The following is a 24548-nucleotide window of genomic DNA, read 5'->3' as shown; positions in this document are numbered from 1 at the left end:
GTCAGTACCTCACTCGGGGGTCGATGAGCGCGGCGATGATGTCCACGATGAAGTTGGTGACGGCCACGATGATGGCCAGCAGCACCACGATGCCTTGCACTGCCACGAAGTCGCGGGCATTGAGGTACTGCACCAGTTGGTACCCAAGGCCCTTCCACTCGAACGTGGTTTCCGTCAGGATGGCACCGCCCAGCATCAACGCGATCTGCAGGCCCATGACGGTAATGACCGGAATCAGTGCCGGTTTATAGGCGTGCTTGGTCACCAGCCTGTACTCGCTGACACCCCGGGACCGGCCGGCCTCGACGTAGTCCTTGCCGAGGGTGCCGATCACGTTGGTGCGCACCAGTCGCAGGAACACCCCGGCGGTCAACAAGCCCAACGCGATGGCAGGGAGAACCGCATGGGCTGCGACATCGCCCAGTGCCGTGAAGTTGCCGCTGCGAATCGCGTCCAGCCAATAGATGCCCGACGGCGCCGCCAGTCCGCCCATGGTCAGTTCCGTCCGGGTTGAAGCACGGCCCGCGACGGGAAACCAACCCAGCCAGACGGAGAAGGTGAGCTTCAGCAGCAGTCCCGAGAAGAAGACGGGTGTCGCGTAGCAAAGGATCGCAAAGAACCGCAGCACGGCGTCGGACGTCTTGTCCCGGTGTTGCGCGGCGATAAGTCCGAGCGGAATTCCCACTGCGAGCGCAACGATCAGTGCGTTGATGGACAACTCCAGGGTTGCCGCACCAAAGGTAGTGAGCACCTCGACGACGGGACGCCGGTCCGTGATAGTGGTACCGAAGTTCCCGGTCAGGAGTTGGCCGAGGTATTCGAAGTACTGGACGAGAACGGGCCGGTCGTAGCCGGCGTCATGGATGCGCTGGGCCAGAACGTCCGGAGGAAGCCGGCCACCTTGTGCCGCGGTGATGGGGTCGCCGATGACCCGCATCAGGAAGAAGACGAGTGTCACGAGGATAAAAACTGTGGGGATGATCAGGAAGAACCTGACCACGATGTATCTGCCAAGCCCTCCTCCGGACCTGGACTTGCTCTTTGGAGCAACGATCCCTGGCTCTGCCTCGGGGACCTCAATAAGTGTTGTCATTGTTACCTGTATTTCCTGCCCGTGGATTGCGCGGGATTTGGCTCATGCGTGCTGCCCACCTTGGTGTTCAGCAAGGAGGCGGGACGTCTGGTGGACGTCCCGCCTTCCTTCCATGGAGAGGCTCGGTTACTTGGAGACAGTTCCGAGGCGGAACTTGAAGGACGGATCCAGTGTCTTGTCGACACCGTTCACGCCACTGCCGACAACTGCCACCTGGGCACCCTGGAGCAGGGGCAAGGTGGAGATGTCCTTAGCCAGTGCGTTCTGGACATCCTTGATGTCAGATTCACGCTTGGTCTTGTCCGCTTCGGTGAGCTGCTTGGCGATGAGGTCGTTGACCGTGGCGTTGTTGTAGTGGTTCTTGAGGAAGCCGCCCTCCGGGAAGAACGGGGTGAGGTAGTTGTCAGCGTCGCTGAAGTCCGGGAACCAACCGAACTGGAACAGCGGGTACTCGTCGGCGCGGCTGGCCTTGCTGTAGGTCACCCACTCGGTGGATTGCAGGTTGACCTTGAACAGGCCGGACTTCTCCAGCTGTTCCTTCACCATGGCGTATTCGTCGCCGGAGGATCCACCGTAGTGGTCCGGGTTGTACTGCAGGTTCAGTGAGACGGGTTCATTGATCCCGGCATCTGTCAGGACCTTCTTGGCCTTGTCCAGGCTCGGCTTGCCGGCGTCGCCATAGGCGTCCTTGAAGGACTCGTTGGCTCCCATGAATCCGTTGGGGACGTTCGAGTACAGGGGCAGGTAGGTGCCCTTGTAAACCTGGTCGGCGATGGCCTGGCGGTCAACAAGGTTGGCGATTGCCTGCCGCACGGCAAGTGCCTTGGCGGGATCAGCACCGGTGGCCTTGGTTCCGAACGGCATGGTGTCGAAGTTGAAAGTGATGTAGCGGATTTCGCCACCGGGGCCGGTGAGGACCTTGACTTTGGAATCCTTGCGGAGATCGTCGATGTCCGTCGCGCTGAGGCTGCGGAAGGCAACGTCAATGGCACCTTGCTGGATTTCCAGTTTCAGGTTGGTGGGGCTGGCGTAGTACTTGATGGTAGCGGCGTCGTTCGCCGGCTTGCCAAGGACACCCTTGTAATCGGCAAATGCCTTGAAACTGACCAGCTCGTTCTTTTTGTAGCTGTCGATGGTGTACTGGCCGTAGAAGGCGTTGGCCTTGATGATTTCGTCGTCCGAGAGGATCTTGTCTGCCGGGAAGACTTCATCGTCCACGATCGGCGCGGCAGGGCTGCTGAGAATCTGGCTGAACGTTTGGTCATTGGCGTTCTTGAGCTTGAACACCACGGTGGTGGCATCCGGTGCGCTCACGCTTTGGATGTTGGTAAGCAACGAGGCCGGTCCAGCGGGGTCGTTGATGGCTACCTGGCGGTCGAACGAGAATTTGACGTCCTTGGAGTCCAAGGTGTGGCCATTGGCCCACTTGAGCCCCGACTTGAGCTTGACCGTGTACTCGGAAGGGGACGTGAACGACGCCGATTCGGCGAGGTCGGGTACGGGCTCTGCGCTGCCCGGCTTGGAATTGAGGAGGAAGGAGTAGACCTGGTTCATCACCATGAATGAACCGTTGTCGTAGGAGCCTGCCGGGTCAAGGGAGGTGACCTTGTCCGTGGTGCCGTAGGCGATGGGGCCGCCGGCAGCCGGAGCGGATGATGAACCGCCTCCGGAGGGCCCGGTGCATGCCGTCAAGGCGAATGCGGAGATGCCCGCCAGCGCGATAACGCCGTGCAGGGCCTTCTTGTTCAGTGCCATCTGGTGAACCTTCTGTTCGATGGATTGGGCGCGCCGCCGTGGAAAATTTGTGACGGCGGACACTCTTGATCCCACGATTCAACCAGACTTCCCGAGCGGAGAACCCCGGATTTTGTGATTCGAGACATAAAATTTACCTTCCAGTAGCTTTCTTCTTCGTCCGGCAGCCGTTGCCCGGCCGCGGAGGCGGGAATATGGTGGTCCCGGGTGATCAGTCAAGGGGCGACAGCTTGGACAAGCACATGGATAAGGCAGCACTCTGCGTAGGTATCAATCAGTTCGCTTCCCTGCCGCAGTCAAGCTGGCTACAGGGCTGCGTGAACGATGCCAAGGACCTGGCCGCTGTCCTGGCAGACTCCTACGGCTTCGAGGCTTCGGCCATCACCGTTCTCTGCGACGCCCAGGCCACGAAGAAGTCAGTCATGGCGGAGCTGAACAAACTGGTGGACGCGGCGGTCGCCGGCAAAGCCACACACCTCGTTTTCACCTTTTCCAGCCACGGCACCCAAATCCCTGATACCAACGGGGACGAGGACGACAGCCTGGATGAGGCTTTCGCCTGCCATGACATCAACAGCAGCGGGGACGCGTGGGACCCCGACACCGTGATCTCGGATGATGAACTCTCAGCCGTTTTTGCCCGCCTGCCCGCAGGTGTCCTCATGGATGTTGTCCTGGACACCTGCCACAGCGGCACGGGGCTCAAGTCCCTGGACTTGCTACCTGGCAGGCGGCCACGTTTCCTCCCCGCACCGACGCCGGAAGCTGCCATAGCGAACGAAGACAAGGAGCTCCGAAGCCTGCGCGACCTGGTCAAAACCGCCAAGCTGTCAGCTCCAGTGCTGATGGCGGCCTGCCGATCGGACCAAACGGCCGCCGACGCGTTGATAGAGGGCCGCTATAACGGCGCCTTCACCTACAACTTCCTGAAGACACTCCGATCCGACGGGGCGTTGGGGCGGGCCGAAATCCTCAAGCTGGTCAGCAAAGGCCTGAAGGCCGGAGGCTTTGACCAAGTGGCGCAACTGGAAGCCCCCAGAGCAGCCCGCAAGGCCGCATGGGGAACGTGACAGTTCGGGCATGAATCGCCTAGTCACCGGTGCCGTGAAACCTGTTTCGCACGCCCGCTGAGGCGGCCAGCTCGGCGTCGTGCTGTTGGTCGGAACCGAACAACTTCCCTTGCCGGTCCCGGTCCATCACGGGCTTCAGCGCGGCATACACGAGCCGCCCACCGGCGTCGAACCGCAAAAGTCCTCCACCCCGAATGTCCACGTAGTCCCTTGTGGTCCTCAACCCGAGGCGGACGTTCGCTTCCCGCCGGCTCATCCGCACCGTCTGGATGAAGGAAGCCCCAATTTCGGAAATGACGAACCCGTCCGGGGACACGCGCTCCGATGTCCGGACGCGCGTGGAGCTCAGTGGAGTCCGTCGTTCCAGCCGTGCCGCGTCCAGGAGCCTCGGGTTTTCCCAGACGAAGCGCTGCACTTCCTGGGGGTCCGAGCCCAGGGCCGATAGGCGGATGGGATAGCGGAGCCCCTGGTAGTTCTCAACGCCGCTGATGTTGTCCCTGGACACCCTCCGGATGCCGATTGCGGAGAATTCCGCTTGAAGCGCCTCGCGGTACCCGTGGATGTCCTCCGGGACCATGTCCAGGTCGGCTGCGATGATGCCCCGCAGGAGATCACGCCAGGACACATCAACCGGCGGCATGTAGGACAGTCCCCGGATAACCATCCGCAGGACCCGGGTTGCCACGATGGACCCGGATTCGGCTTTTTGCCGGAGGCTTTGCCCGTCTCCCAGCCTGGCATTCCTTTCGCCCCAGAGCCGCTGGACGGCACGGAGCACGGCGCCCACCACCACGGCACCGCGTGCATGAGGTTCGCACAGCTCCTGCCAGTGGTCGGGGACAACGCCCACGAACGGCTCACGCAGCGGACCCCGGGCGAACAGGTCGCGGGCGAAATCGAACAGCGATCGCATCATGACCACGTCATCGACCACCTGCCCGGCTCCGAAACCGGCTCGGGCTGCTTCAAGTTGACGGTAGACGACGTCCCGCGAAGAAAAGACCGAGAGGATAGCCACGAGGTCAGCCAGGGCCTCGTGCATCGCCAGCTGCTCCATGGTGGCCAGCTCATCGGCCCAGGCGGGACGGAATCCGTCCAGGATCGCGTGCGTCACCTCGTGGGCCACGATGTCCCTGTAGAGGGCCGTCGGAACCTTGTATCCCATCCGATCCACCGAGCCGAAGCGGATGATGTTGCTTCCACGCTGGTATCCGGTATCCGTGGCTGTGACCAGGTCGCGGGCTTTGAGGACCACGCGCCCCTCCGGGTTCCAAGGCATACGCCGTCCCAGGGTGCTTTCAAAGATGTCCAAAGTGCTCATCGCCACCCCGTACACATGTTGGGCCAGGAAGCGGGTGTCATCCAGCAGCTCCCGCAGACCGTGCGGCGGCGGCTCGTCGACCAACTGCCAGGGGTCTCCCTGCCTGGTAAGCGTCACCGGGGATACGTTGGTACCGCGCCACTTCCGGATGTGGATCGCGTAGCGGTGCCCGGTGGGTCCGCGCCTCAGCCGTTCCACAGGGATCCGTACCTGCGCCGTCTCCGGGGCAGTACCGTCCGCTCCGATTGGCCCCTCAGCCAGGACGGTCACCGTGACCATTTGCCCGGCTTTGACATCTCCCGGGCCCTTCTTTGGAAATGCCACAGTCATCGCCATCCCGGATGCGGACCCCACATACCGCAGCGGAAACGCTGCTTAGCCCAGTATGGAGGCCGGCCAATCCGGTGGCAATGGCCCTTTAGAGTGCCGCGCGCTGGAGGGAGCGGGCGGCGTCGATGGTTGCCTGGCCCAGTACCCTGCTCCCTTGGTAGAGCACGACTGTCTGGCCCGGCGCAACCCCACGCAAGGGATCTGTCAGGGTAACCACGAGCTCAGCCCGCTCAACGCCGGAGTCGTCGGTCACTGCTTCCACGCGTGCAATTGCCGGCACGGGATCACCGTGGGCGCGGACCTGGGCGTAGCAATCGAACTCCGCACCAGTAGCAACCTCGGAGATGGGCAGGCCTGCCCACGAAACCTTGATGCCGCGAATCTCATCGATGGCCAGGAGCGCTTCGGGACCAACCACCACTTTGTTTTCCTTGGGACGGATCTCCAGGACAAACCGGGGCTTGCCATCGGCAGCGGGCGTCCCGAGCTTCAGGCCACGACGCTGTCCCACAGTGAAGGCATTGGCGCCGGGATGCTCCCCGACTTTGGCGCCGGTTTCATCGACGATATCGCCGGTGGTCATCTCGATCTTTTCGGCCAGCCAGCCACGGGTGTCGCCGTCGGAAATGAAGCAAATATCGTGGCTGTCCGGCTTGTTTGCCACGGACAGGCCCCGGCGTTCAGCTTCGGCGCGGACCTCCGCCTTGGACGGCGTATCAGCGAGCGGGAACATGGAGTGCTTGAGCTGCTCGTGGGTCAGGACACCCAGAACGTAGCTCTGGTCCTTTGCCCAGTCAGCGGCACGATGGAGTTCGCGGTTGCCGTCGGCATCTTCGATGACCTTGGCATAGTGGCCGGTGCACACAGCATCAAAACCCAAAGCAATGGCCTTCTCCAGCAATGCGGCGAACTTGATGCGCTCGTTGCAGCGCATGCACGGATTGGGCGTGCGCCCGGCGGCGTATTCATCGATGAAGTCCTGGACCACATCTTCCTTGAAACGTTCCGAGAAGTCCCACACGTAGTACGGGATTCCCAGGACATCGCAAGCACGCCAAGCGTCACGGGAATCCTCGATGGTGCAGCAACCGCGGCTTCCGGTGCGGAGGGTCCCCGGCATGCGCGACAACGCGAGGTGGACCCCGACGACGTCGTGCCCCGCTTCGACGGCGCGGGCGGCTGCCACGGCGGAGTCGACTCCGCCGCTCATTGCTGCAAGTACTCGCATGCTGGCTTTCTGTGTGTTTGGGGCTGCCCTGTGTCCGGCCCGGAACGGCCAGTGTGCCCGTCCATTCTAGCTCGCAGTAGCCGGAGTGTGCTAAATGCCTTGACCACTCCTACCCGTAATTCTAAAATGAGAACAACTGATTTTAGAATCGAGCTGACATGGCTTCAGGACAAATGGTCATATCCGGCGGTGGCCTTGCCGGCGCCACTGCCGCAAGGACCCTCCGGGACAAAGGTTTCGATGGTCCCATCACACTGCTCTGCGCCGAGAACCGTATCCCCTACCTCCGCCCTCCCCTCTCAAAGGAATTCCTCCTCGGAAAGGCGGGCGAAGATTCCGTGCCGGTGGTTCCTGCCGGCTGGTACCAGGAGAACGGCGTCGAACTCCTGCTTGGCAGCGCCGCGGTGGAGCTCGATCCGTCCAACCATCGGATAGTGCTGCAGGGTGGCCACCGTCTGGAATACGCCAAACTGCTCATCGCCACCGGCGCACGCCCCAGGACCATCCCCCTTCCCGGCTCGGACCTGGCGGGCGTCATGACCTTCCGGACCTTCGAGGACAGCCTGCGGCTGCAAAGCCTCCTCAAAGCCGGCGGCAGGAAAGTGGTCATGATCGGATCCGGCTGGATCGGCATGGAATTGGCGGCGGCAGCCCGCACGTACGGCAACGACGTCACTCTTCTCGGGCTGGAGGATATTCCGCTGAGTGCCGCCATTGGACCGGAATTGGGCCGCTACTTCCAACGCCTTCACCAGGATCACGGTGTGGCCTTCAGGCTTCCGGCGAGCGCTGCGGGAATCGAGGGACGCGCCGGAACAGTGGAAGCAGTGGTCACGGACAGCGGCGAAAGGCTCCCGGCCGACGTCGTTGTCGTTGCCGTCGGCGTCGTCCCGGATACCGCACTCGCCGAGACAGCGGGCCTGGCCGTCCGCAACGGGATCCTGGTGGACAGCGCCCTCCGCACCAGTGCCCCGGACGTCCTTGCCGCAGGAGATGTGGCCAACGCCCTCCATCCATTCACCGGCGAACACCACCGCAGCGAACACTGGTCCAATGCGCTCAACGGCGGCAAGACCGCGGCGAAGTCAATGCTTGGCCAGGACGCCACCTTTGATGCAGTGCCCTACTTCTATACCGACCAGTACGAGGCGAGCATGGAATACTCGGGCTTCCCTTCACTGGCGTCCGGCCTTTCGCCCGTCATTCGCGGCACCGTGGCTGACGGCAGCTTCATCGCTTTCTGGGTCAACGACGGCTGCGTGGTTGCAGGCATGAGCATCAACCAACGCCGTGTCCAGAAGGCGATCAAGGCCCTCATCACGGGCAGGGTTCGCGTCAGCCTGGATCGGCTGGCTGATCCGGCAGTCCCCCTCGAGGACCTTCTGCCCACCCCGTAACGGGCGGAACTGCCCACGCCCTGGCGGCGCGCAACAGCTCAGGCCTGGTGCTGCCTGGCCACCGTCGCCGCCGTTTGAATGCTGGACTCGTGGCCCGCCATCCCGGCCTGCCGGGCCCGTGCACAGGCCTCCGGCAATGCCTTGAGGAGAGCCTCGACGTCGGCATCCGTAGAGCTGTGGCCCAGGGTGAACCGCTGTGCCCCGCGGGCCGTGTCCTCATCCAAACCCATGGCAAGGAGGACATGGGAAGGACGCGGCACTCCCGCGGTGCATGCCGATCCCGTGGATGACTCCACGCCGGCCAGGTCAAGGAGGAAGAGCAGCGAATCCCCTTCACATCCCGGGAACGTGAAGTGGGCGTTGCCGGGCAGGCGGCCAGCGCCCGGCGCTCCCCGCAGTACGGCATCGGGAACCGCCGCCAGGACGCCGTCGATCAGGCGGTCGCGCAGGCCAGCCAGCCGCTCCTGCTCCTGGGTCAAATGGGCGGTGACTGCTTGGGCGGCCGCAGCGAACGCAGCGATGGCCGGCGTGTCCAGGGTCCCCGAGCGTACGTCCCGCTCCTGGCCACCACCATGCTGAACCGGAGTCAAGGTCACGGCCCTGCCCAGGAACAGCGCTCCCACGCCCACTGGCCCGCCCAGCTTGTGACCTGATACGGACATAGCAGACAGGCCCGATCCCCGGAAGTCGACCGGAACAGAACCGAATGCCTGGACGGCGTCCGAATGCACCGGGATTCCGTGGGGCTTTGCCAGCCCCACAACCTCAGCTACCGGCTGGATGGTCCCGACCTCATTATTGGCCCACATCACTGTAATCAAGGCGATCGAGTCAGGGTCACGTTCGATCTCGCGCTGGAGTACATCCAACCGGACGGCGCCTTCACTGTCCACGGGAAGCCATACGACGTCGGCCGCCTCGTGGCGCTCGAGCCACTCAACGGTGTCCATGACGGCGTGATGTTCGACGGCGGAGCAGAGGATGCGGGTCCGGCGCGGATTTTCGTCACGGCGGGCCCAGAACAGGCCTTTGACAGCCAGGTTGTCCGCTTCAGTTCCACCAGAAGTGAAGATCACTTCCGATGGATGGGCGCCGGCTGCGGCTGCCAACGTCTCGCGGGCATCCTCCACCGCGCGGCGTGCACGACGGCCCGCGCCGTGAAGCGAGGACGGATTGCCTGTTCGCGCCAGCTCACGCGTCATGACGGCGAGCGCTTCAGCCGATAGGGGCGTGGTGGCAGCGTGATCGAGGTATACAGGCACCTTGCAATTCTACCGGGCCGCGTCGTGGCCGGAGTCGTCAATGTCGCGGGTGATCCGGGCGCAGCAATGTCCCGGCCCTGCGTCTCCCACCACCGTTGAGGGGTCGGCACCGGACGTCACCGCCACACCCCGCAGGAAGGCCCCGTTCATGGGGCAAACCACCTCTGCGTGGTCCCGGGAGAGTCGGTGGAAGGGACAGTTGAGCAGGCGGTACCCGCCGGCTTCGTCGGGCATTGGCTGGTAGCCGCAGTCGGCGAGTGCGCCAATGAAGTCACCCGATCGACCGGCCTCCCTGCCGGAGGCATGGGCCACATCGAGAAGGGCATGTGAGACCGGGACGCCCTCCGCAGCGGAGTGGGCAATCGCGGAAGCCATGAGGTGGCCGGCAAGGTCGTAGCTCCGCTGCGGAACCGAGGCGCCAATTTCATCGAGTGTGGGCCTGTAGAGCTTGGCGGGCCGCCCGGACCCGGGCCCGGTTTTACCTCCCGGCCTTTTGAACTCTGCGCGAAGAAGCCCGTCGTCCACCAGCCGGTCCAGATGGAAGGACGCCGTGCTTCGCGATAGTCCAAGGGCCGTGGCAGCCTGGTCCCGACCAACGGCTTCACCCGACTCCAGCACGTACTGGTACAGCGCCCGGCGGTTCTCCTCCCCCAAGGAGGCTACGGCGGCGATTTTTCGGGTCCAGGGGAAGTCGGTAGCGCCCATGGGAACAGCTTATCTCTAAAAGTGGATTCATTGATTTAAGAATCCGCCGGTTCTAAAATCAAGGTATCTATTTTTAGAAAGGATGAGTCATGGAAACCTAAACAACGGCAATGCCACGGGCCACATTTCGCCGCAACCCCGACCGGCAGGCGTTCATCCTGCTACGGACCGTCTTTACGGTCGCACCCATGGTTTTCGGCCTCGACAAGTTCACCAACCTCCTGACGGAGTGGACCCACTACCTCGCTCCCGTTGCCACGGCCGTGGTCCCGGTGCCTGCGCAAGTCTTCATGTATGGGGTGGGCGTGGTGGAGGTAGTCGCCGGGATCCTGGTCGCTGTTCGTCCGCGCGTAGGCTCTATGGTGGTGGCCGTCTGGCTGCTCGGCATCATCGTCAACCTTTTGGTCCTTGGCGCGTTCTTCGATGTTGCGCTGAGGGATTTCGGCCTGCTCATAGGAGCATTGGCGCTGAACCGCCTCGCCACAGCCCGGGCACCGCAAGGCTAGGACCCAGCCGGGCAAGCCGCTCAGGACGGGGGAACTACTGCCAGCTTGGAAACCATCTCCGCCCGGGCGCTCGCGAGCGCTCCTGGATTCGGACAAGCGAGGGAGATGTACACCGAGGACGCCGGCGCACTGAACAGCCTTGCCAGCACCAGCGCCGCGGCCCCTCCGGAGGATGACGAGTCCAGGGCGAGGAACTCTACACTGTGCTGCGGTTTGTCAGCGTCTCCTCCCCATCGAAGTGAGGCGGGCTTCAGAGTCTCGGCGGCGATCCCGGCATCCAGGTATTGGAACAATGCCCTGGTTGAAGCGTTGTCGTCGCCTGGGACCACCAGAGGGCCCTGGTTGACGCTGACCCGGATTGCCAACGCGCATCCATCGGCCCTTTTGTACCGGACTTCGCCCTGCAGGCCCGAATGAACCAGTGACCACCCGGGCACCTCCTCCATCCGGCTGGAGACCGTCACAGGATCCCCCGAAGCCAAGGTGCTTCCTGCAGTCATGGGAAGGTCCTTGGCAGCCACGGCCTCCGCATCGTGCCCGGGCGTAATGGTGGGGGTCGAAAGCGTGGACTCCGACGGCGAGGGCTTCGGCGCTTCCGGATCCGGGACGTTGACGCTGCAAGAGGCCAACAGGACACCTACGGCGGCGATGGCAGCCGACCCGGCCAACCGCCGTCGAACATTCCCTGACACTGTCGCTCAAGCCCCTTCCGGCTTTCCCGGCCCCGGCCCGCGGCCCTGACGCGATCGAGTCTATCCGGCTACCGCTCAGGCGAGGACGCGCAAGCCGCCAGGCACCACTTCCACATCGACAGGCAATTCGCCCAGCCTCTCGCCGTCGGCATAAGCAACGACACCAGCAGCCTCCAGCCGCACCTGCCTCACCCTACGGATCTGTACTGCCGGGTGGTCGGTATGGTTTCCCGCAAACACCTTGGGGAAGACAGCCAGGAAGCGCAGCCTGGAAAGCGGCCGCACCACGAACAGGTCCAACCATCCATCGTCAGGGGTGGCTTCCGGGGTGATCCTCATCCCGCCACCGATCGATTGCCCGTTGGCCACGGAGATCAACAACGCCCGCTGCCTCCACTGCCGGCCGTCTGCAGTCACCCGATATCCGATCGGACCGAAGGAGACAAGCTCACGCAGCATCGCCAGGTTGTATCGGTTCTTTCCCCGTGGCCAACGCCAGGAATTGGCCCGTTCATTGACTGCTGCATCGAAACCGGCTGAGAGCACCCCTGCAAAGTAGGTGGTGCGACCCTCCACGGTGACCCGTCCGACGTCGATCTTCCGCCCACCGAACGCCAGCGCGGCCAGCGCCTGCCTACACGCGGCGGTGGTGTCATGGAGGGGCAGGTTCAGCAAACGCGCCACGTCATTGCCGGTACCGCTGGGGACGATGCCCAACGGAATGTGCTTGCCGGCAAGGGCATTGACGCCCAGGTGGACCATGCCATCGCCTCCCACCACCACCAACGCAGCCACACCCGTCCCGCCCAGCGCCCGGTCCACCATGTCAGCCAGGGCGCCATAATCTTCAGCTTCAAGCACGACGACGTCCCAGCCTGCGGCGCGGAAACACCCTGCGGCCTGGTGCCCGGCATGGCGGGTACGTCCAAAGGAAGCAGCAGGATTTATTGCCAGGACAATATTTCCCGATGCGCCGGAGGGCGGGACGGGAAGGGCGGGTGACGTCACAGCCTGCATTATGCCAGCCGGGAACCACGCACCCTCCTGCACTCGTTCACCACGTAGCTGGATAAACTTGCCAGTGCCGCGCCTGTCTTGCGCGGACCGTCATAAGAGAAGGGCCTGTGCTTGGCCGAGGGCAGCAGTTCGCACTATCAGGTTCTCCGCGTCGCCGTCACGGCAACGGACAAGGAGATCAAAGTGGCCTACCGCAAGGCTGCCCGTATGGCCCACCCGGATCACGGCGGCGAAGCGGAAACTTTCCGTCGGGTGACTTTGGCCTACGAGACACTGATCGACCCACAGCGCAGGGCAGAATATGACCGCCGCTATGCCAGCGGAGCGTCGGGTGTCAGCCAGCCGCGGCCAGGCGATTACTCCGGCGAGTCCGCTCCGGGTCCGACCACCAACATCAAACGACCCCAGGCCCAACGGAACACAGCGGGCGATCCACCGGTCTACGTGCCCGGCTTCGAGGACCCCAACGAGGTACCCCTTATCTCCGCGGCAGAAGCTGCCAGGCAAGTCCACGGGATACCCCGCAAACGTGGCATCTTCGGTGCCGAAGCGCGCATCCAGCGCGAGATGCGAACGGTCCAGCTCATCAGCAGGCAAGTCCTGACCGCTATCCCCGCGGCCCGCCTGATCAACGGTCTCCGGTCGCCGTCGGACAACAACCACATCGACCATGCTGTCCTGTCGGGCTACCGGCTTGCGCTGGTGGGCTCCATGCTGCTGCCCAAAGGCGCCTATGCGTGGGACGGACAGTCGCTGCGGCATGGCGGACGTTCCGTGGCTCCCCCGCAACTGGCTCACATCGTCCGCCATATGCAGGAGATCTTTCCTGAACTGAACGTCACCGGCTGGGTGGTCCTGCACAGTCCGGACGGAAACCTGCACGAACCGGTCATCGACCAGTACGGCAAGGGCCAGTCCACCCACAACCCGGTGGAAGTGGTCAACGGTGCAGGACTGGCCCGTGGCTTGAAGCAGTTCCTCAGTTCCGGACCCGCTCCCAACACCGTGGTGGTCCCGGTCCTGGCACGCCTCCTCCGCGGGATGCACTAGGCCCAATCAGCAGCTCCCCGGGCCCCTGACTAAGATGGGACAGTGTTCCGCATCCTTTTCCACACTCCAGAAATCCCGGGCAATACGGGCAACGCTATCCGCCTGGCGGCCATCACCGGGGCTGAGCTCCATTTGGTGGAGCCCCTGGGTTTCGATTTCTCCGACGCCAAACTCCGCCGCGCCGGCCTCGATTACCACGACCTGGCTGTCGTGACTGTCCACAAGGACATCGACGCCGCGTGGTCGGCCCTTCAGCCGGAGCGCGTCTTCGCCTACACCGCCGACGGCGAAACGTCCTACACGGACATCAGCTACCGCGAAGGGGACGTCCTGATGTTCGGCCCCGAGTCCGTGGGCTTGCCGGAATGGCTCAAGCAGGATCCCCACGTCACCGCACGTGTACGCCTGCCCATGAAGCCTTCCCTCCGCTCACTGAACCTGGCCAACGCGGCCTCGATCGCAGTCTTCGAGGCCTGGCGGCAAAACGGATTCGCGGGCGCCAAACTCTAGCCCATCCAAGGACCCCACAGCACCGAATACCTTATGCAGGGACAACCCCTGGCCCGGATATTCATTGAGGGAGCCTACGTGAGCGTGCAGCAGACCAGCGCGATGGCAGCAAGGCACCGTCCCGCCGCGCCCACAACACCAGCGGCTCATGCTGCGCGATTCAAACGGGACAACATATGCTGGACGGTGATGGACATCCCCAACAAACCCTCCGTTCCGGTGGTCGAGCCGGCCGATACTGCGACAGACCTGAACTCGCAGCTCACCGGCCTGCTCAACCTTGTGGCCTCAGGAGACCAGCAGGCCTTCGCAGAGTTCTACCGCCTCACTTCGCGCAGGGTATTCGGCATGGCCAAGCGGGTCCTGATAGACCCGGACCTCAGCGAAGACGCCACCCAGGAAGTCTTCATCCAGGTATGGGAAGGCGCAGCAAAGTTTGACCGCGCCGCAGGAACTCCGCTGGCCTGGCTCATGACCATCGCGCATCGTCGCGCCATTGATCGGGTGCGTTCCGTGCAGTCCGCAACGGACCGTGAGGCCAAATACGGAGCAGCCAGCTTGGACCCGGACAGGGACGTGGTGGCAGAGGAAGCGGACAGCAACCTCGAAGCCGAGGCCGTCAGCCGATGCCTCGGCACCTTGACTGACACCCAGCGCGAGTCAGTCCGGCTCGCCTACTACGGCGGCCTGACCTACAGGGAAGTGGCCGAGCACCTTGGCGCCGCCGTTCCCACGATCAAGTCCCGCATCCGCGACGGACTGCTGCGCCTGAAGACCTGCCTGGGGGTGGGTTCCTTTGAGTGAGAACACTGGTGGAGGCTTTATCCGCAGAATGTTTGCCAATGACATTGCTACCGACCTCGCCGAGGGCCGGGTCCTCGAATTGGCTGAGATCTATGCCCTGGACGCCGTCAGTGACGATGAACGGGCCATGATCGATGACTTCGTCAAGGACGCCCCCGAAGGTCCGGAATTCCTGGAGCGGGTCCGTGAAGCCCGCGAGACCCTTGCGGTCAGCTTTGCGCCCGAGGAAGAGCCGCCTGCCGGACTTTTCGGGAACATCATGGACCGCATCACCAAGGACGTTGCCACGGAGCCCGTCTCCGCGCCCGCAGCGCCTGCGGCGGCCGGGCCCGCCGTCGACGATCTCGCGGCCGCCAGGGCAAAGCGCGAAGAACGCCGCAATGGTGGCGCGCGCCGATGGATCGTAGGAGCGGCAGCCGCCGCGGCGCTTGCCCTGGGTGGGATTGGTGTGGGGTCCTATGTCTCCGCCCAGAACGATCCCGTCAACCAGGTCCTCCAGGCACAGGATGTCCAGAAGCAGTCAGCAGCGGTTCCCGGCGGCGGCACAGCCACCATCTCGGCATCCTCGGCCAAGGACTCTTTCGTGGTCCTGATGAACGGCGTAGCACCTGCGCCCGAGGGCAAGGTCTACCAGCTGTGGACGCTGCCAAAGGACGGCTCCGCCCCGGTACCCCAAGGCACCATGGACGCCCAAACGCTCTCGAAGCCTGCAGTTGTAAAGGGCCTCTCTTCGGCGTCCTCCGTAGCCATCACGGTGGAACCAGCGGGCGGGTCGAAAGCGCCCACCACAGCCCCGGTGCTGGTGGTAGCTCTTTCCGCTTGAGCGCTGACCTGCTGACTTAACGCCCGACGGCGGCCGCCCCACCAACAAGGGACGGCCGCCGTCGGCGTCTTACTGCGTTCCGGAAGCTATAACACCAGCGACAGCAGCATCACGAAGCCGAATCCAACCACGGAAATCAAGGTCTCCATGACCGACCACGTCTTGAACGTTTGCCCGACCGTGAGGCCGAACAGTTCCTTGACCAACCAGAATCCGGCGTCGTTGACATGCGAGAGGAACAGCGAGCCGGCGCCGATCGCCAACGCAAGCAGAGCTGCATGGGTTGGGCTCAGGCTGCTGGCGAGGGGCGCGACGATACCGGCTGCCGTGACCGTGGCGACCGTTGCCGAGCCAGTGGCCAGGCGGAGGGCCACTGCGACAATGAAGCCCAGGACCAGGACCGACATGTTGGCCCCTTCTGCCCACTTCTTGACGGCGTCTCCCACTCCGGCACCAATGAGCGTCTGCTTGAAACCGCCGCCGGCACCCACAATGAGGAGGATGGCTGCGATGGGGCCCAGGCTCTCCCCCAGTTTCGCCGTGATCCTGGTTCCTGTGAATCCCACGGCGTAGCCGAAGGTAACGATTGCCAGAAGCACTGCAAGGGTCATGGCTACCAGCGGCTGGCCGACGAAGTCGAAGAAGATCCTGATGCCGGGCGCAGTTGCGGCGTCCGGCCAAATGATGCCCCCCAAGGCCTTCAGGAGCATCAGGACAACCGGGAAGATGATGGTCAGCAGAGTCACGCCAAAGGAAGGCTGGCGCTTGACGTCGCTCAAGTCCGCCGTGTGCTGGGTGTCAATGCCACCAGCAACGGCCGGAGCATCCACGGGGACCCAACGGGCTGCAAGGCGTGAGAAAAGCGGGCCACAGATGATAACGGTGGGGATAGCCACCAAGATGCCCAGGCCCAGCGTTGTTCCCAGTTCCGCTTTCACTGCGCTGATGGCAATGAGCGGTCCGGGGTGCGGCGGCACGAGGCCGTGAAGCACCGACAGGCCAGCCAAAGCCGGGATGGCTATGCGCATCAGCTTCATCTTGGATCGCTGGGTGACCAGCACGATGACCGGGAGCAGCAGGACGAGCCCGATCTCGAAGAACATGGGCAGGCCGATGATGACAGCAACCAGCGTGATCATCCAGACCAGCTTGTTGCCGCTGGCCTTGGCCAGCAAAGTATCGACAACCCGGTTGGCACCGCCGGAATCGGCGAGCAACTTCCCGAGCATGGCGCCAAGGGCAATCAGCAGGCCAACTTCCTTCAGGACACCGCCCACGCCGTCCTCGAAGTTGGTGATGACCTTCCCCAGCTCCACCCCTGACGCAAGCCCAACAAAGGCTGAGCCCAGGACAAGTGAAAGGAACGGGTGCATCTTGAGTTTCGCGATCAGCACCACGATCAGGGCGATTCCCAGCGCCGCAACTACCAGGAGCTGAGTGTCGTGCGCGGTCCATTGCTGCACTTCCGTCGCAGCTTCCAAGGCCTTCACGAGGCACTCGTTCCGGTATTGGCACCCGCGGGGCGAAGACCAAGCCGCTCGATGACTTCGTCAGCTTCCTCGGCGGGCGACGCGGAAACGCACAGCGAGATGTAGTTCTCGTCGTCGGTGGGTTCCTCCAGGGCGTCAAATTGCGATTCAAGAAGCGACGGCGGCATGAAATGCCCGTGCCTGGAGGCCAGTCGGTCCGAGATCTTGTCCTTGCTTCCTTGCAGGAAAACGAAGACCACTCCTTCGCCGCGGAGAACGTCGCGGTACTTCTTTTTCAGTGCCGAGCACGTAATGATTGCCGGGATTCCGGCGTCCGTGCGCTGACGGATCCAATCCGAAATGATGCCCAGCCAAGGCCAACGGTCCTCATCAGTGAGGGCGAGCCCCGACTGCATCTTGGCGACGTTGGCTTCGGGATGAAGGTCGTCGCCCTCAGCGAGATCCCATCCCAGCTTCCCGGCGAGAACACCGGCCACAGTCGATTTGCCGGAACCGGAGACTCCCATAATCACCAGTACGGGTTGTTGCGCAGTCTTCGCCATCAAAGTCTGCCTTCCTCGAATAAATATGATTTAACCGAGACCAAGCATATGACACGGGTTACATCACGGCAATATCAGAAGCCTGCTATGGTGCTGGATCCATTGACGGACACCACATGGAAGCCCTCGGCGCTGGTCCCCTCCGGCAGTCCGGCACGTTGTCCGTTAGCGAGCATCAGTCCGCGGACCACCCTCTCCATCGCCTCGACATCCGGGTGCTGGCTCGCGTGGACCCGTATGGCGTCGAGCTTGGCGGAAACGTGGGCCGAGACATCCACGAAGTGGTTCTCCCGGGCCTCCGGGCTCGAGATAAACCAGAGCCACGGCAACTTGTAGGCCTCGAGCCCGGCCTCCGCCAGTTCCGGATAGGCGAAGGGATTCTCCACCGCCGGATACACGGCCCGGGTCACCGCTTCCCCTGCGGCAAGGTGGTCGGGGTGGCTCTTCTGGAGGCGGTCCCAGTTCCGCTCCGGATGCATGGTCAAGACGATGTCCGGCCGGATCTCACGGATCAGCTTCACCACCTGCTTGATGACGCCGTGAGTCGGTTCAAGGTAGCCGTCGCGCTCGTGAAGGTAATGGATGTCAGTGACACCAACCAACGCAGCGGCACGCTTCTGCTCCTCAGCCCGCAACTCGATGATGCGTTCCCGGTCCACAGGATCGAATCCACCGGCATCGCCGTCTGTCATGATGCAGTAGCTGACCTGGACACCGGCTGCCGTCCAGGCCGCGATGGTCCCCGCAGCGCCGAAATCGATGTCGTCAGGATGGGCGGTAAAACAAAGCACCCGCTCGACACGCTCCGTGGAGGCATCGAACGGGCTCTTTGCTGACGGGACGTCAGTAGGCAAAGCGATCAGCCTTTCCGCTTCTTGATTTCTGCGGTTGCCTGCGGAAGGACCTTGAAAAGGTCACCGATGATGCCATAATCCGCTATCTCGAACACCGGAGACTCGGCGTCCTTGTTGATGGCAACGATGACCTTGGAGGTCTGCATTCCGGCCTTCTGCTGGATGGCCCCGGATATGCCTGCGGAGATGTACAGCTGCGGAGACACCGTGACACCGGTCTGGCCGACCTGGGCATCGTGGCCGATCCAGCCGGCGTCGGTGGCGGCACGGGATGCACCCACCGCGGCACCCAAAGCATCTGCAAGCTCTTCAAGTGGACCGAAGTCCCCGTCCACGCCGCGTCCGCCGGCAACAACGATCCTGGCTTCGCTGAGGTCCGGCCGCCCACTGACCGGCTTTTCGGTGCGGGCCGCGATGCGGGCAGAGTTCGCTGCGGCGTCAGCCGGTACATCCACCGTGGTGGTCGTCGGGACAGCGGTAGCACCAACCGGAGCCGGCTCAACGTTGTTGGCCTTCACCGACAACACCGTGACCGGCGTCGTGGCCTTGGCAGTGGTGGTGTAGGAACCGGCCAGCACAGACTTGTGCGCAGTGCCGTCAGCTTCGACGCCAACGACATCCGTGATCACACCTGCGCTGAGCTTGATGCCCAGTCGGCCTGCGATTTCCTTGCCCTCTGGCGAGTTGTCGAGAAGCACTGCGGTGGCTCCCGAAGCGTCGACGGCTGCCGCAAGGTAAGCGGCCTTCGGCCCAACAAGGTATTCGTCAAGGTTCGCCAGCGACGGTTGGTACACCGTGGAAGCGCCGTAGGCACCCAAGGTGGCCGCGACGTCGTCGGTCAGTTCACCGGTAATTGCGACGGCGGTCTCCCCCAGCGAACGGGCGATGGTCAGGAGCTCCAAGCTGCTCTTCTTGAGAGCCGCTCCCGGGTTGTCAATAAAAACAAGTGCATTTGCCATGGTTGGGATCCCCTTAGAGCAGCTTCTGTGCGGCCAGGAAGTCGACCAGCTTGATGCCGGCGTCGCCTTCGTCTGTGATGATGGTGCCTGCGGTCCGGGGTGGCCGCGCATCCGCCGATTCCACCACTGTCCAGGAGCCGGCCAGGCCGACCTGGGAGGGGTCCAGCCCAATATCGGACAGCGTCAGGGAAGCGATCTTCTTTTTCTTGGCTGCCAGGATTCCCTTGAAGTTGGGGTACCGGGGCTCGTTGATCTGGTCGGTGACCGAAACGACGGCCGGAAGGCTCGCTTCGACAGTCTCCGAAAAGTGGCCGGCGTCGCGGCGTGCGCGGACCTGGCCGCCCGAAACCTCCAGGCTCGACGCGAAAGTCACCTGTGGGTACGACAACCGCTCAGCCAGCTGCGCCGGAACAAGCGAGGTCTCGCCATCGGTCGATGCCATGCCCGTCAGGACAAGGTCCACAGGACGGCCGTCAGCCGAAAGGTGCTCAATGGCGGCGGCAAGGGCAAGCGACGTAGCCGCCGCATCCGAGCCGGCCAGCGCGTCGTCACTCAGGTGGACGCCCGAATACGCGCCGATCTGGAGGGATTTCTTGACGGCATTAACGGCTCCCGAAGGACCCATGCTCAAGGCGATGACCTCGTTGCCGGCTTTGGGGCCGCCACGCTCTTCGGCGAGCTGCAGCGCGGCCTCGAGGGCGTACTCATCCAGTTCGGACAGGATGCTCTCGTCACGGTCGGTTGTGTTGTCTGGGCCGGTGATGTGCCGGTCGAACTGCGCGTCCGGGACGTTCTTGACCAGAACGACAATCTTCAATGTCTCTTCCACTGTCTTCGAAGCAGCCTTCCATGCTTGTGGACGGCCAAACGCAGAAGCGTGGCCGTGAATTGCCCAGCGCGTGGGCTCGTCCTAGCTAAGCATATTGCCCACGGAATTCCACTCCCAGCGTTAACTCCTGTTTCGGGCCACACGGCAGGGTGCAACGACGAAACGGGCAACACCCAAGGGTGCGGCCCGCCGTCGTACTTCGCTTTTCCTGCTGTTGCTGCGCGCTTACTGCTGGGCAGCTGCGTCGAGGGTAACTTCAACCTCCTGCGACTGGCCGCCGCGGAGGATGGTCACCTTCACCTTGGCGCCCGCCGGCTGCTCCCGGACCGCTGCCGTGAGCTGGTTGGGGTCACTGACCGCGTAGTCCCCGAACTTGGTAACGACGTCGCCCACTTTCAGCCCGGCCTTCGCGGCGGCGGAGCCCGACGTCACCGAGGCAACCTCGGCACCGACCGAGAAGCTCGAGTCACTGCCCGTGGAGGACTTGGCCCGCACCGAGACGCCGAACTGGCCGTGGCTGGCCTTGCCGGTATCGATAATCTCCTGGGCCACGCGCTTGGCATGGTTGATCGGGATGCTGAAGCCCACGCCGATGTTGCCGCTGGAAGAACTGGAGGTGCCGCTGCCGGCGGAAGCGATCGCAACGTTCACGCCGATGATTTCACCCTTGCTGTTGACCAAGGCGCCGCCGGAGTTACCCGGGTTGATCGCGGCGTCAGTCTGGATCACGTTGATGGAGATGGATCCCTCATTTGCCGTGGACTGGCTCTGGCCACCGCCTGGAGGGGCGAATTGGAAGCCCTGTCCGCCGCCCTGAGAATTGTCTGTGCCTTCCTTCGGCGCGGCCGACGAAGCCACGCTGATGGTGCGGTTCAGGGTCGAAACGATGCCGTCCGTGACCGTCCCGGTCAGGCCCAGCGGCGAACCGATCGCGACGGCGGTGTCCCCCACGTTGATCTTGGAAGAGTCACCCAACGCTGCCGGAACCAGGCCCGAGGCGTCGTCCACCTTGATGACGGCCAGGTCTGACAAAGGATCCGTGCCTACGACCGTGCCCTTGAGCACCTTGCCATCGCTGGTTCGTACCTCGATCGCAGCGTTGGACGTCGCTCCGTCCAGAGTGACCACGTGGGTGTTGGTCAGGATGTGGCCCTTGTCATCGAGGATGATGCCGGAGCCCGTACCGCCTTCGTTGCCACTGGTTGCCTTGATGGTCACCACGCTGGGTGAGGCCTTGGCGGCTGCCGCGGTGATGACGTTGACGTCGTCCTTGTTGTTCACGATGACCGTGCTGGACTGGCTGCCCGTCGAGGCCGCCGGTGAGGTGTTGTTGTCCCACAACGCGTTGCTTCCAGCCACCACGCCGCCGCCAATCAAGCCAGCGGCGAGCATGCTCGCGACCAGGGTCCCGACGCCGAAGGCCGGCTTGCGTTTGGTGGTGACTGCCGATGACTGTCCGGGCGTGTGCTGCGATCCTGGGCCCTGATGGGGTCCCTGGCCGTTGCTGAAATGCGAGCCCGGGTTGTTGGCCTGTCCCCCACCGTAGAACGGCTGCTGTGAGGGGTACGCAGGACGCTGCGTTGGGTCCTGCTGCTGGGCGCCAGGCTGAGCGCCTTGGGCCGGGCCTTGCTGCGGGGATCCGTAGTAGTGGGGGGTCGGTGCCGGCGGCTGATGCTGTCCGGCCGGCGGCTGATATGCCGGACTGGGAGTTGTTGGTTGTGTTCCACCCTGGCCTGAAGTCCAGGCAGGCTGCTGCTGGGTAGCGTTGGCATCGTTGTGCTCGCCCGAAGTGGCCCGTGGCTCAGACGGCTCACGGTTCTCTGGGGCGGTGCCCTGCGCTGGGTTCTCCGTCATGGGTCTTCCTTTCGTCCTCGTCTTCATCAACTATGTACCCATTCACTGGAACAAAAGCGGACGTTCGCTGGGAGCTTCCTGAAAGGGCAGGGCGAGCGGTGCAGGGGTTCTTTGGATTGCCCTAAACGTGCCAACAGCCACGCTTTCTCCTATATTTCGCTGGTGGCATATTCACCGCTGTGGACGGGCTATGGGGTGCACCATAGAATCAAGAGGAATTGCCACAGCGACCTGCGGCTTTACACCATGCGTGGGGGCGCTGAGCATTCTGTGACGATTGGTACGCCTTGTTCCAGTCGCAGACGTGCTGAAGGGTTGCACATGCGGTCAATATTTAAACGCGTACTCGCTGTCGTTGGCGTGGCTGGAGTGTTGGCCTTCCCGGCCGGCGCGGCTTTTGCTGCCGATCCTGTGACGATACCGTCGGGGCAGAACATCGTGGATGATGCGAATCTCCTGGGCAGCCGCAAGGGTGAAGTCCAGGATGCGATTCAAAAGACGCTCAAGGACCACAAATACAACTTGTATGTGGTGACGGTGGACTCGTTCACGAATCCCTCCGATCCCAAGGCCTGGACACAGGCCGTAGCTACGGCAAAGAAGATGGGCAAAGCAGACGCCGTTCTGGCCATCTCTGCAGCAGGTCAGTACAACTTCGTGGTGAACTCCGCGAGTTCGATCGCCTCGAAGCAGGCCAACATTACGCAGAACGCTGTGACGGCCAACCTGGCAGGTGGCAAGAAGGACTATGCCCAGGCCGCAATCGATACTGCAGCAGCTATCGGCGACGCAGCCGGCGGCGGCAGTGGAACTGTGCCCAGCGGCAACGCAGGGGTCGGCGTCCTCGTCGGCGTCGGCGCCGTTGCTGCTGGTGGCGCAGGAACCTACCTTTACCTCCGGAACCGCCGCAAGAAGGCCGGCACCAAGGCAGTCAGTGCAAGTTACGGTCCGCAGGGCGAACAGCTTGACCCGTTGGCTGGACTGAGCATCCCCGAGTTGAGGCAGAAGAGCGGTTCGCTGTTGATTGAAGCCGATGATGCTATCAAGTCGAGCGAGCAGGAACTCGGCTTCGCGCAGGCACAGTATGGCGATTCCGCAATTGGCAACTTCACCAAGGCTCTGGAAGAGGCCAAGAACCACATGACCGAGTCGTTCAAGCTGCAGCAGCAGCTCGACGACCATATCCCGGACACCGAAGAACAGCAGCGGACCTGGCTTGGAGAGATCATTCGCCGGTCCGAGGCCGCCTTGGCATCACTCCGCGACCAAAAGGCGGATTTCGACTCCCTGCGCGAGCTGGAAAAGACCGCGCCGCAGGCTCTGGCAGCAGTCTCGGCTGGGGCCAAGGACGCTGACGCCAGGATCGCCAGCGCGGAGCAATCCCTTGAAGGACTTCGTGCCAAGTACGCCGAAACCGCTTTGACCCAGGTTTCGGACAACATTCTCCAGGCCAAAGAGCGCCTCGCGTTTGTACAGAACGCCGCCTCCACCGCACAAGAGAAACTGGCTGCCGGTGAGAACAGCATGGCGGCAGTGGCCGTCCGCGCTGCCGAGGAAAGCCTGCACCAAACGAACATCCTGATTGAAGCAATATCCAAGACTGCGGGAAGCCTGGATGAAGCCCGCGCGTCGCTTGACGGCGCCGTGGCAGAGACCAGCCAGGACCTTGCCCAGGCACGCGCGATGATCCAGTCCGGTGCACACCCCGAGCTGGCCGGCCCGGTGGCTGGCGTGGAATCTGCTTTGGCGCAGGTCAAGGCCGAGATTCAGGGCGGCAAGATCGATCCCATCGCCACGCTCAGCCGAGTTGAGTCGGCCCATCAGGTCCTGGACCAGTCGTTGACGGGTATCCGGGACCAACAGGAACAGGCCCGGCGCGCCCAGGCCTCGCTGCAGCAAACCATCATGGCGGCGCAGGCCCAAATCAGCGCTACCTCGGACTACATCACAGCTCGACGCGGCGGCGTAGGCACAGAAGCCCGTACCCGACTGGCCGAAGCACAGCGAAACCTCGACTACGCCTTGTCCATCTCCCGCAATGATCCCGTAACGGCCCTGACCTACGCCCAGCAGGCACACTCCCTCGCCGCCCAGGCAGCTCAGCTCGCACAGTCCGACGTTGACCAGTTCGGCTACGCCGACCAAGGCTACGGTCGTGGTGGAATGTTCGGCGGCGGCGGAGGCGGCGGTGGTGGCCTCGGCGGCGCCATCCTCGGCGGAATCCTCATCAACTCCATCCTCAACGGCGGCGGAGGTGGCTGGGGTGGTGGCCACAACGACGGCGGGGGCGGCGGAGGCTTCTTCGGCGGCGACTCGGGCGGTGGCGACTTCGGTGGCGGTGGCGGCGACTTCGGTGGCGGCGATTCCGGCAGCTTCTAGACCTACAAACTAAGCGGGGTCCGTGCCCCAAATAGCAGCGGTACAACAACTGATCACTGATTTCAGTGGGCATTCACT

The 24548-nt window shown here is 63.3% G+C and carries 22 protein-coding genes; 8 read left to right on the top strand and 14 right to left on the bottom strand.

Going from position 1 to position 24548, the window contains the following annotated elements; genetic code table 11:
* Position 1 precedes the first annotated feature (1 nt).
* Together ACNQOP_RS10705 and ACNQOP_RS10700 are read right to left on the bottom strand one after the other, a co-directional pair.
* Positions 2-1093 (bottom strand): ABC transporter permease, encoded by a 1092-nt coding sequence (locus ACNQOP_RS10705; RefSeq protein WP_284986912.1) that lies wholly within the window; start codon positions 1091-1093, stop codon positions 2-4.
* A 126-nt stretch (positions 1094-1219) separates the two neighbouring features.
* On the bottom strand, positions 1220-2848 hold the full coding sequence (locus ACNQOP_RS10700; protein ID WP_416404443.1) for an ABC transporter substrate-binding protein: 1629 nt from the start codon (positions 2846-2848) through the stop codon (positions 1220-1222).
* Positions 2849-3090: 242 nt separating this feature from the next.
* Between ACNQOP_RS10700 and ACNQOP_RS10695 the strand changes: the two genes are divergently transcribed.
* A complete protein-coding gene (locus ACNQOP_RS10695; RefSeq protein ID WP_284986911.1) occupies positions 3091-3918 on the top strand; it encodes a caspase family protein in 828 nt (275 codons plus the stop codon).
* Between the two features lie 19 nt (positions 3919-3937).
* Here ACNQOP_RS10695 and ACNQOP_RS10690 read toward each other — a convergent pair whose 3' ends face one another.
* On the bottom strand, positions 3938-5563 hold the full coding sequence (locus tag ACNQOP_RS10690; protein WP_257369224.1) for a hypothetical protein: 1626 nt from the start codon (positions 5561-5563) through the stop codon (positions 3938-3940).
* A gap of 94 nt (positions 5564-5657) precedes the next feature.
* Positions 5658-6779, bottom strand: coding sequence for a tRNA 2-thiouridine(34) synthase MnmA (mnmA, locus tag ACNQOP_RS10685; RefSeq protein WP_416404565.1), 1122 nt, complete (start codon positions 6777-6779; stop codon positions 5658-5660).
* Between the two features lie 176 nt (positions 6780-6955).
* Here mnmA and ACNQOP_RS10680 point away from each other — a divergent pair, with 176 nt between their 5' ends.
* On the top strand, positions 6956-8194 hold the full coding sequence (locus ACNQOP_RS10680) for an NAD(P)/FAD-dependent oxidoreductase (RefSeq protein ID WP_416404442.1): 1239 nt from the start codon (positions 6956-6958) through the stop codon (positions 8192-8194).
* A 38-nt stretch (positions 8195-8232) separates the two neighbouring features.
* On the opposite strand, the gene ACNQOP_RS10675 is transcribed toward ACNQOP_RS10680, so the two are convergent.
* Positions 8233-9456, bottom strand: a complete 1224-nt coding sequence (locus tag ACNQOP_RS10675) for a cysteine desulfurase family protein (protein WP_416404441.1) — start codon at positions 9454-9456, stop codon at positions 8233-8235.
* 9 nt (positions 9457-9465) lie between these two features.
* Entirely contained in the window at positions 9466-10161 is a 696-nt protein-coding gene (locus ACNQOP_RS10670) for a helix-turn-helix transcriptional regulator (RefSeq protein ID WP_416404440.1), read from the bottom strand.
* A 110-nt stretch (positions 10162-10271) separates the two neighbouring features.
* Between ACNQOP_RS10670 and ACNQOP_RS10665 the strand changes: the two genes are divergently transcribed.
* Complete coding sequence (locus ACNQOP_RS10665) at positions 10272-10667, top strand: hypothetical protein (RefSeq protein ID WP_416404439.1); 396 nt, start codon at positions 10272-10274, stop codon at positions 10665-10667.
* A 20-nt stretch (positions 10668-10687) separates the two neighbouring features.
* Here the strand turns inward: ACNQOP_RS10665 and ACNQOP_RS10660 are convergent, their stop codons facing one another.
* Both ACNQOP_RS10660 and ACNQOP_RS10655 read right to left on the bottom strand, forming a co-directional pair.
* Complete coding sequence (locus ACNQOP_RS10660) at positions 10688-11359, bottom strand: hypothetical protein (protein WP_416404438.1); 672 nt, start codon at positions 11357-11359, stop codon at positions 10688-10690.
* A gap of 75 nt (positions 11360-11434) precedes the next feature.
* Entirely contained in the window at positions 11435-12376 is a 942-nt protein-coding gene (locus ACNQOP_RS10655) for a diacylglycerol/lipid kinase family protein (protein WP_416404437.1), read from the bottom strand.
* Between the two features lie 111 nt (positions 12377-12487).
* Between ACNQOP_RS10655 and ACNQOP_RS10650 the strand changes: the two genes are divergently transcribed.
* The 4 genes from ACNQOP_RS10650 to ACNQOP_RS10635 all read left to right on the top strand — a co-directional run bounded on the left by ACNQOP_RS10650 (position 12488) and on the right by ACNQOP_RS10635 (position 15563).
* Positions 12488-13426 carry a J domain-containing protein gene (locus tag ACNQOP_RS10650; RefSeq protein WP_416404436.1) on the top strand — a complete coding sequence of 313 codons (939 nt, stop codon included), beginning with the start codon at positions 12488-12490 and terminating at the stop codon, positions 13424-13426.
* A gap of 42 nt (positions 13427-13468) precedes the next feature.
* On the top strand, positions 13469-13936 hold the full coding sequence (locus ACNQOP_RS10645) for a tRNA (cytidine(34)-2'-O)-methyltransferase (RefSeq protein ID WP_211714220.1): 468 nt from the start codon (positions 13469-13471) through the stop codon (positions 13934-13936).
* A gap of 78 nt (positions 13937-14014) precedes the next feature.
* On the top strand, positions 14015-14740 hold the full coding sequence (gene sigK / locus ACNQOP_RS10640; RefSeq protein WP_416404435.1) for an ECF RNA polymerase sigma factor SigK: 726 nt from the start codon (positions 14015-14017) through the stop codon (positions 14738-14740).
* A gap of 28 nt (positions 14741-14768) precedes the next feature.
* Positions 14769-15563, top strand: a complete 795-nt coding sequence (locus tag ACNQOP_RS10635; RefSeq protein ID WP_416404434.1) for an anti-sigma factor domain-containing protein — start codon at positions 14769-14771, stop codon at positions 15561-15563.
* Positions 15564-15649: 86 nt separating this feature from the next.
* Here ACNQOP_RS10635 and ACNQOP_RS10630 read toward each other — a convergent pair whose 3' ends face one another.
* The 6 genes from ACNQOP_RS10630 to ACNQOP_RS10605 all read right to left on the bottom strand — a co-directional run bounded on the left by ACNQOP_RS10630 (position 15650) and on the right by ACNQOP_RS10605 (position 22091).
* Complete coding sequence (locus ACNQOP_RS10630; protein WP_257369232.1) at positions 15650-17053, bottom strand: GntP family permease; 1404 nt, start codon at positions 17051-17053, stop codon at positions 15650-15652.
* The gene (locus ACNQOP_RS10625) at positions 17050-17595 is read right to left on the bottom strand and encodes a gluconokinase (protein WP_211714223.1); all 546 of its coding nucleotides are present in this window, start codon (positions 17593-17595) and stop codon (positions 17050-17052) included. Before ACNQOP_RS10625 ends, ACNQOP_RS10630 begins: the two co-directional genes overlap by 4 nt.
* A 74-nt stretch (positions 17596-17669) precedes the next feature.
* Positions 17670-18449, bottom strand: a complete 780-nt coding sequence (locus ACNQOP_RS10620; RefSeq protein WP_416404433.1) for a PIG-L deacetylase family protein — start codon at positions 18447-18449, stop codon at positions 17670-17672.
* A 5-nt stretch (positions 18450-18454) separates the two neighbouring features.
* Positions 18455-19408: an electron transfer flavoprotein subunit alpha/FixB family protein gene (locus tag ACNQOP_RS10615; RefSeq protein WP_284986901.1), complete on the bottom strand. Its 954-nt coding sequence runs from the start codon at positions 19406-19408 to the stop codon at positions 18455-18457.
* A 13-nt stretch (positions 19409-19421) separates the two neighbouring features.
* Complete coding sequence (locus ACNQOP_RS10610; protein ID WP_416404432.1) at positions 19422-20225, bottom strand: electron transfer flavoprotein subunit beta/FixA family protein; 804 nt, start codon at positions 20223-20225, stop codon at positions 19422-19424.
* A gap of 237 nt (positions 20226-20462) precedes the next feature.
* Positions 20463-22091 (bottom strand): trypsin-like peptidase domain-containing protein, encoded by a 1629-nt coding sequence (locus ACNQOP_RS10605; protein ID WP_416404431.1) that lies wholly within the window; start codon positions 22089-22091, stop codon positions 20463-20465.
* A gap of 321 nt (positions 22092-22412) precedes the next feature.
* Between ACNQOP_RS10605 and ACNQOP_RS10600 the strand changes: the two genes are divergently transcribed.
* Positions 22413-24470 (top strand): TPM domain-containing protein, encoded by a 2058-nt coding sequence (locus tag ACNQOP_RS10600; protein WP_235520642.1) that lies wholly within the window; start codon positions 22413-22415, stop codon positions 24468-24470.
* Positions 24471-24548 lie beyond the last annotated feature (78 nt).

Source organism: Arthrobacter sp. LFS091, assembly GCF_047977885.1.
Taxonomy (GTDB): domain Bacteria; phylum Actinomycetota; class Actinomycetes; order Actinomycetales; family Micrococcaceae; genus Arthrobacter.
Note: the sequence above shows the minus strand (reverse complement) of the source record. Positions and strands in the feature narration are given on the sequence as shown.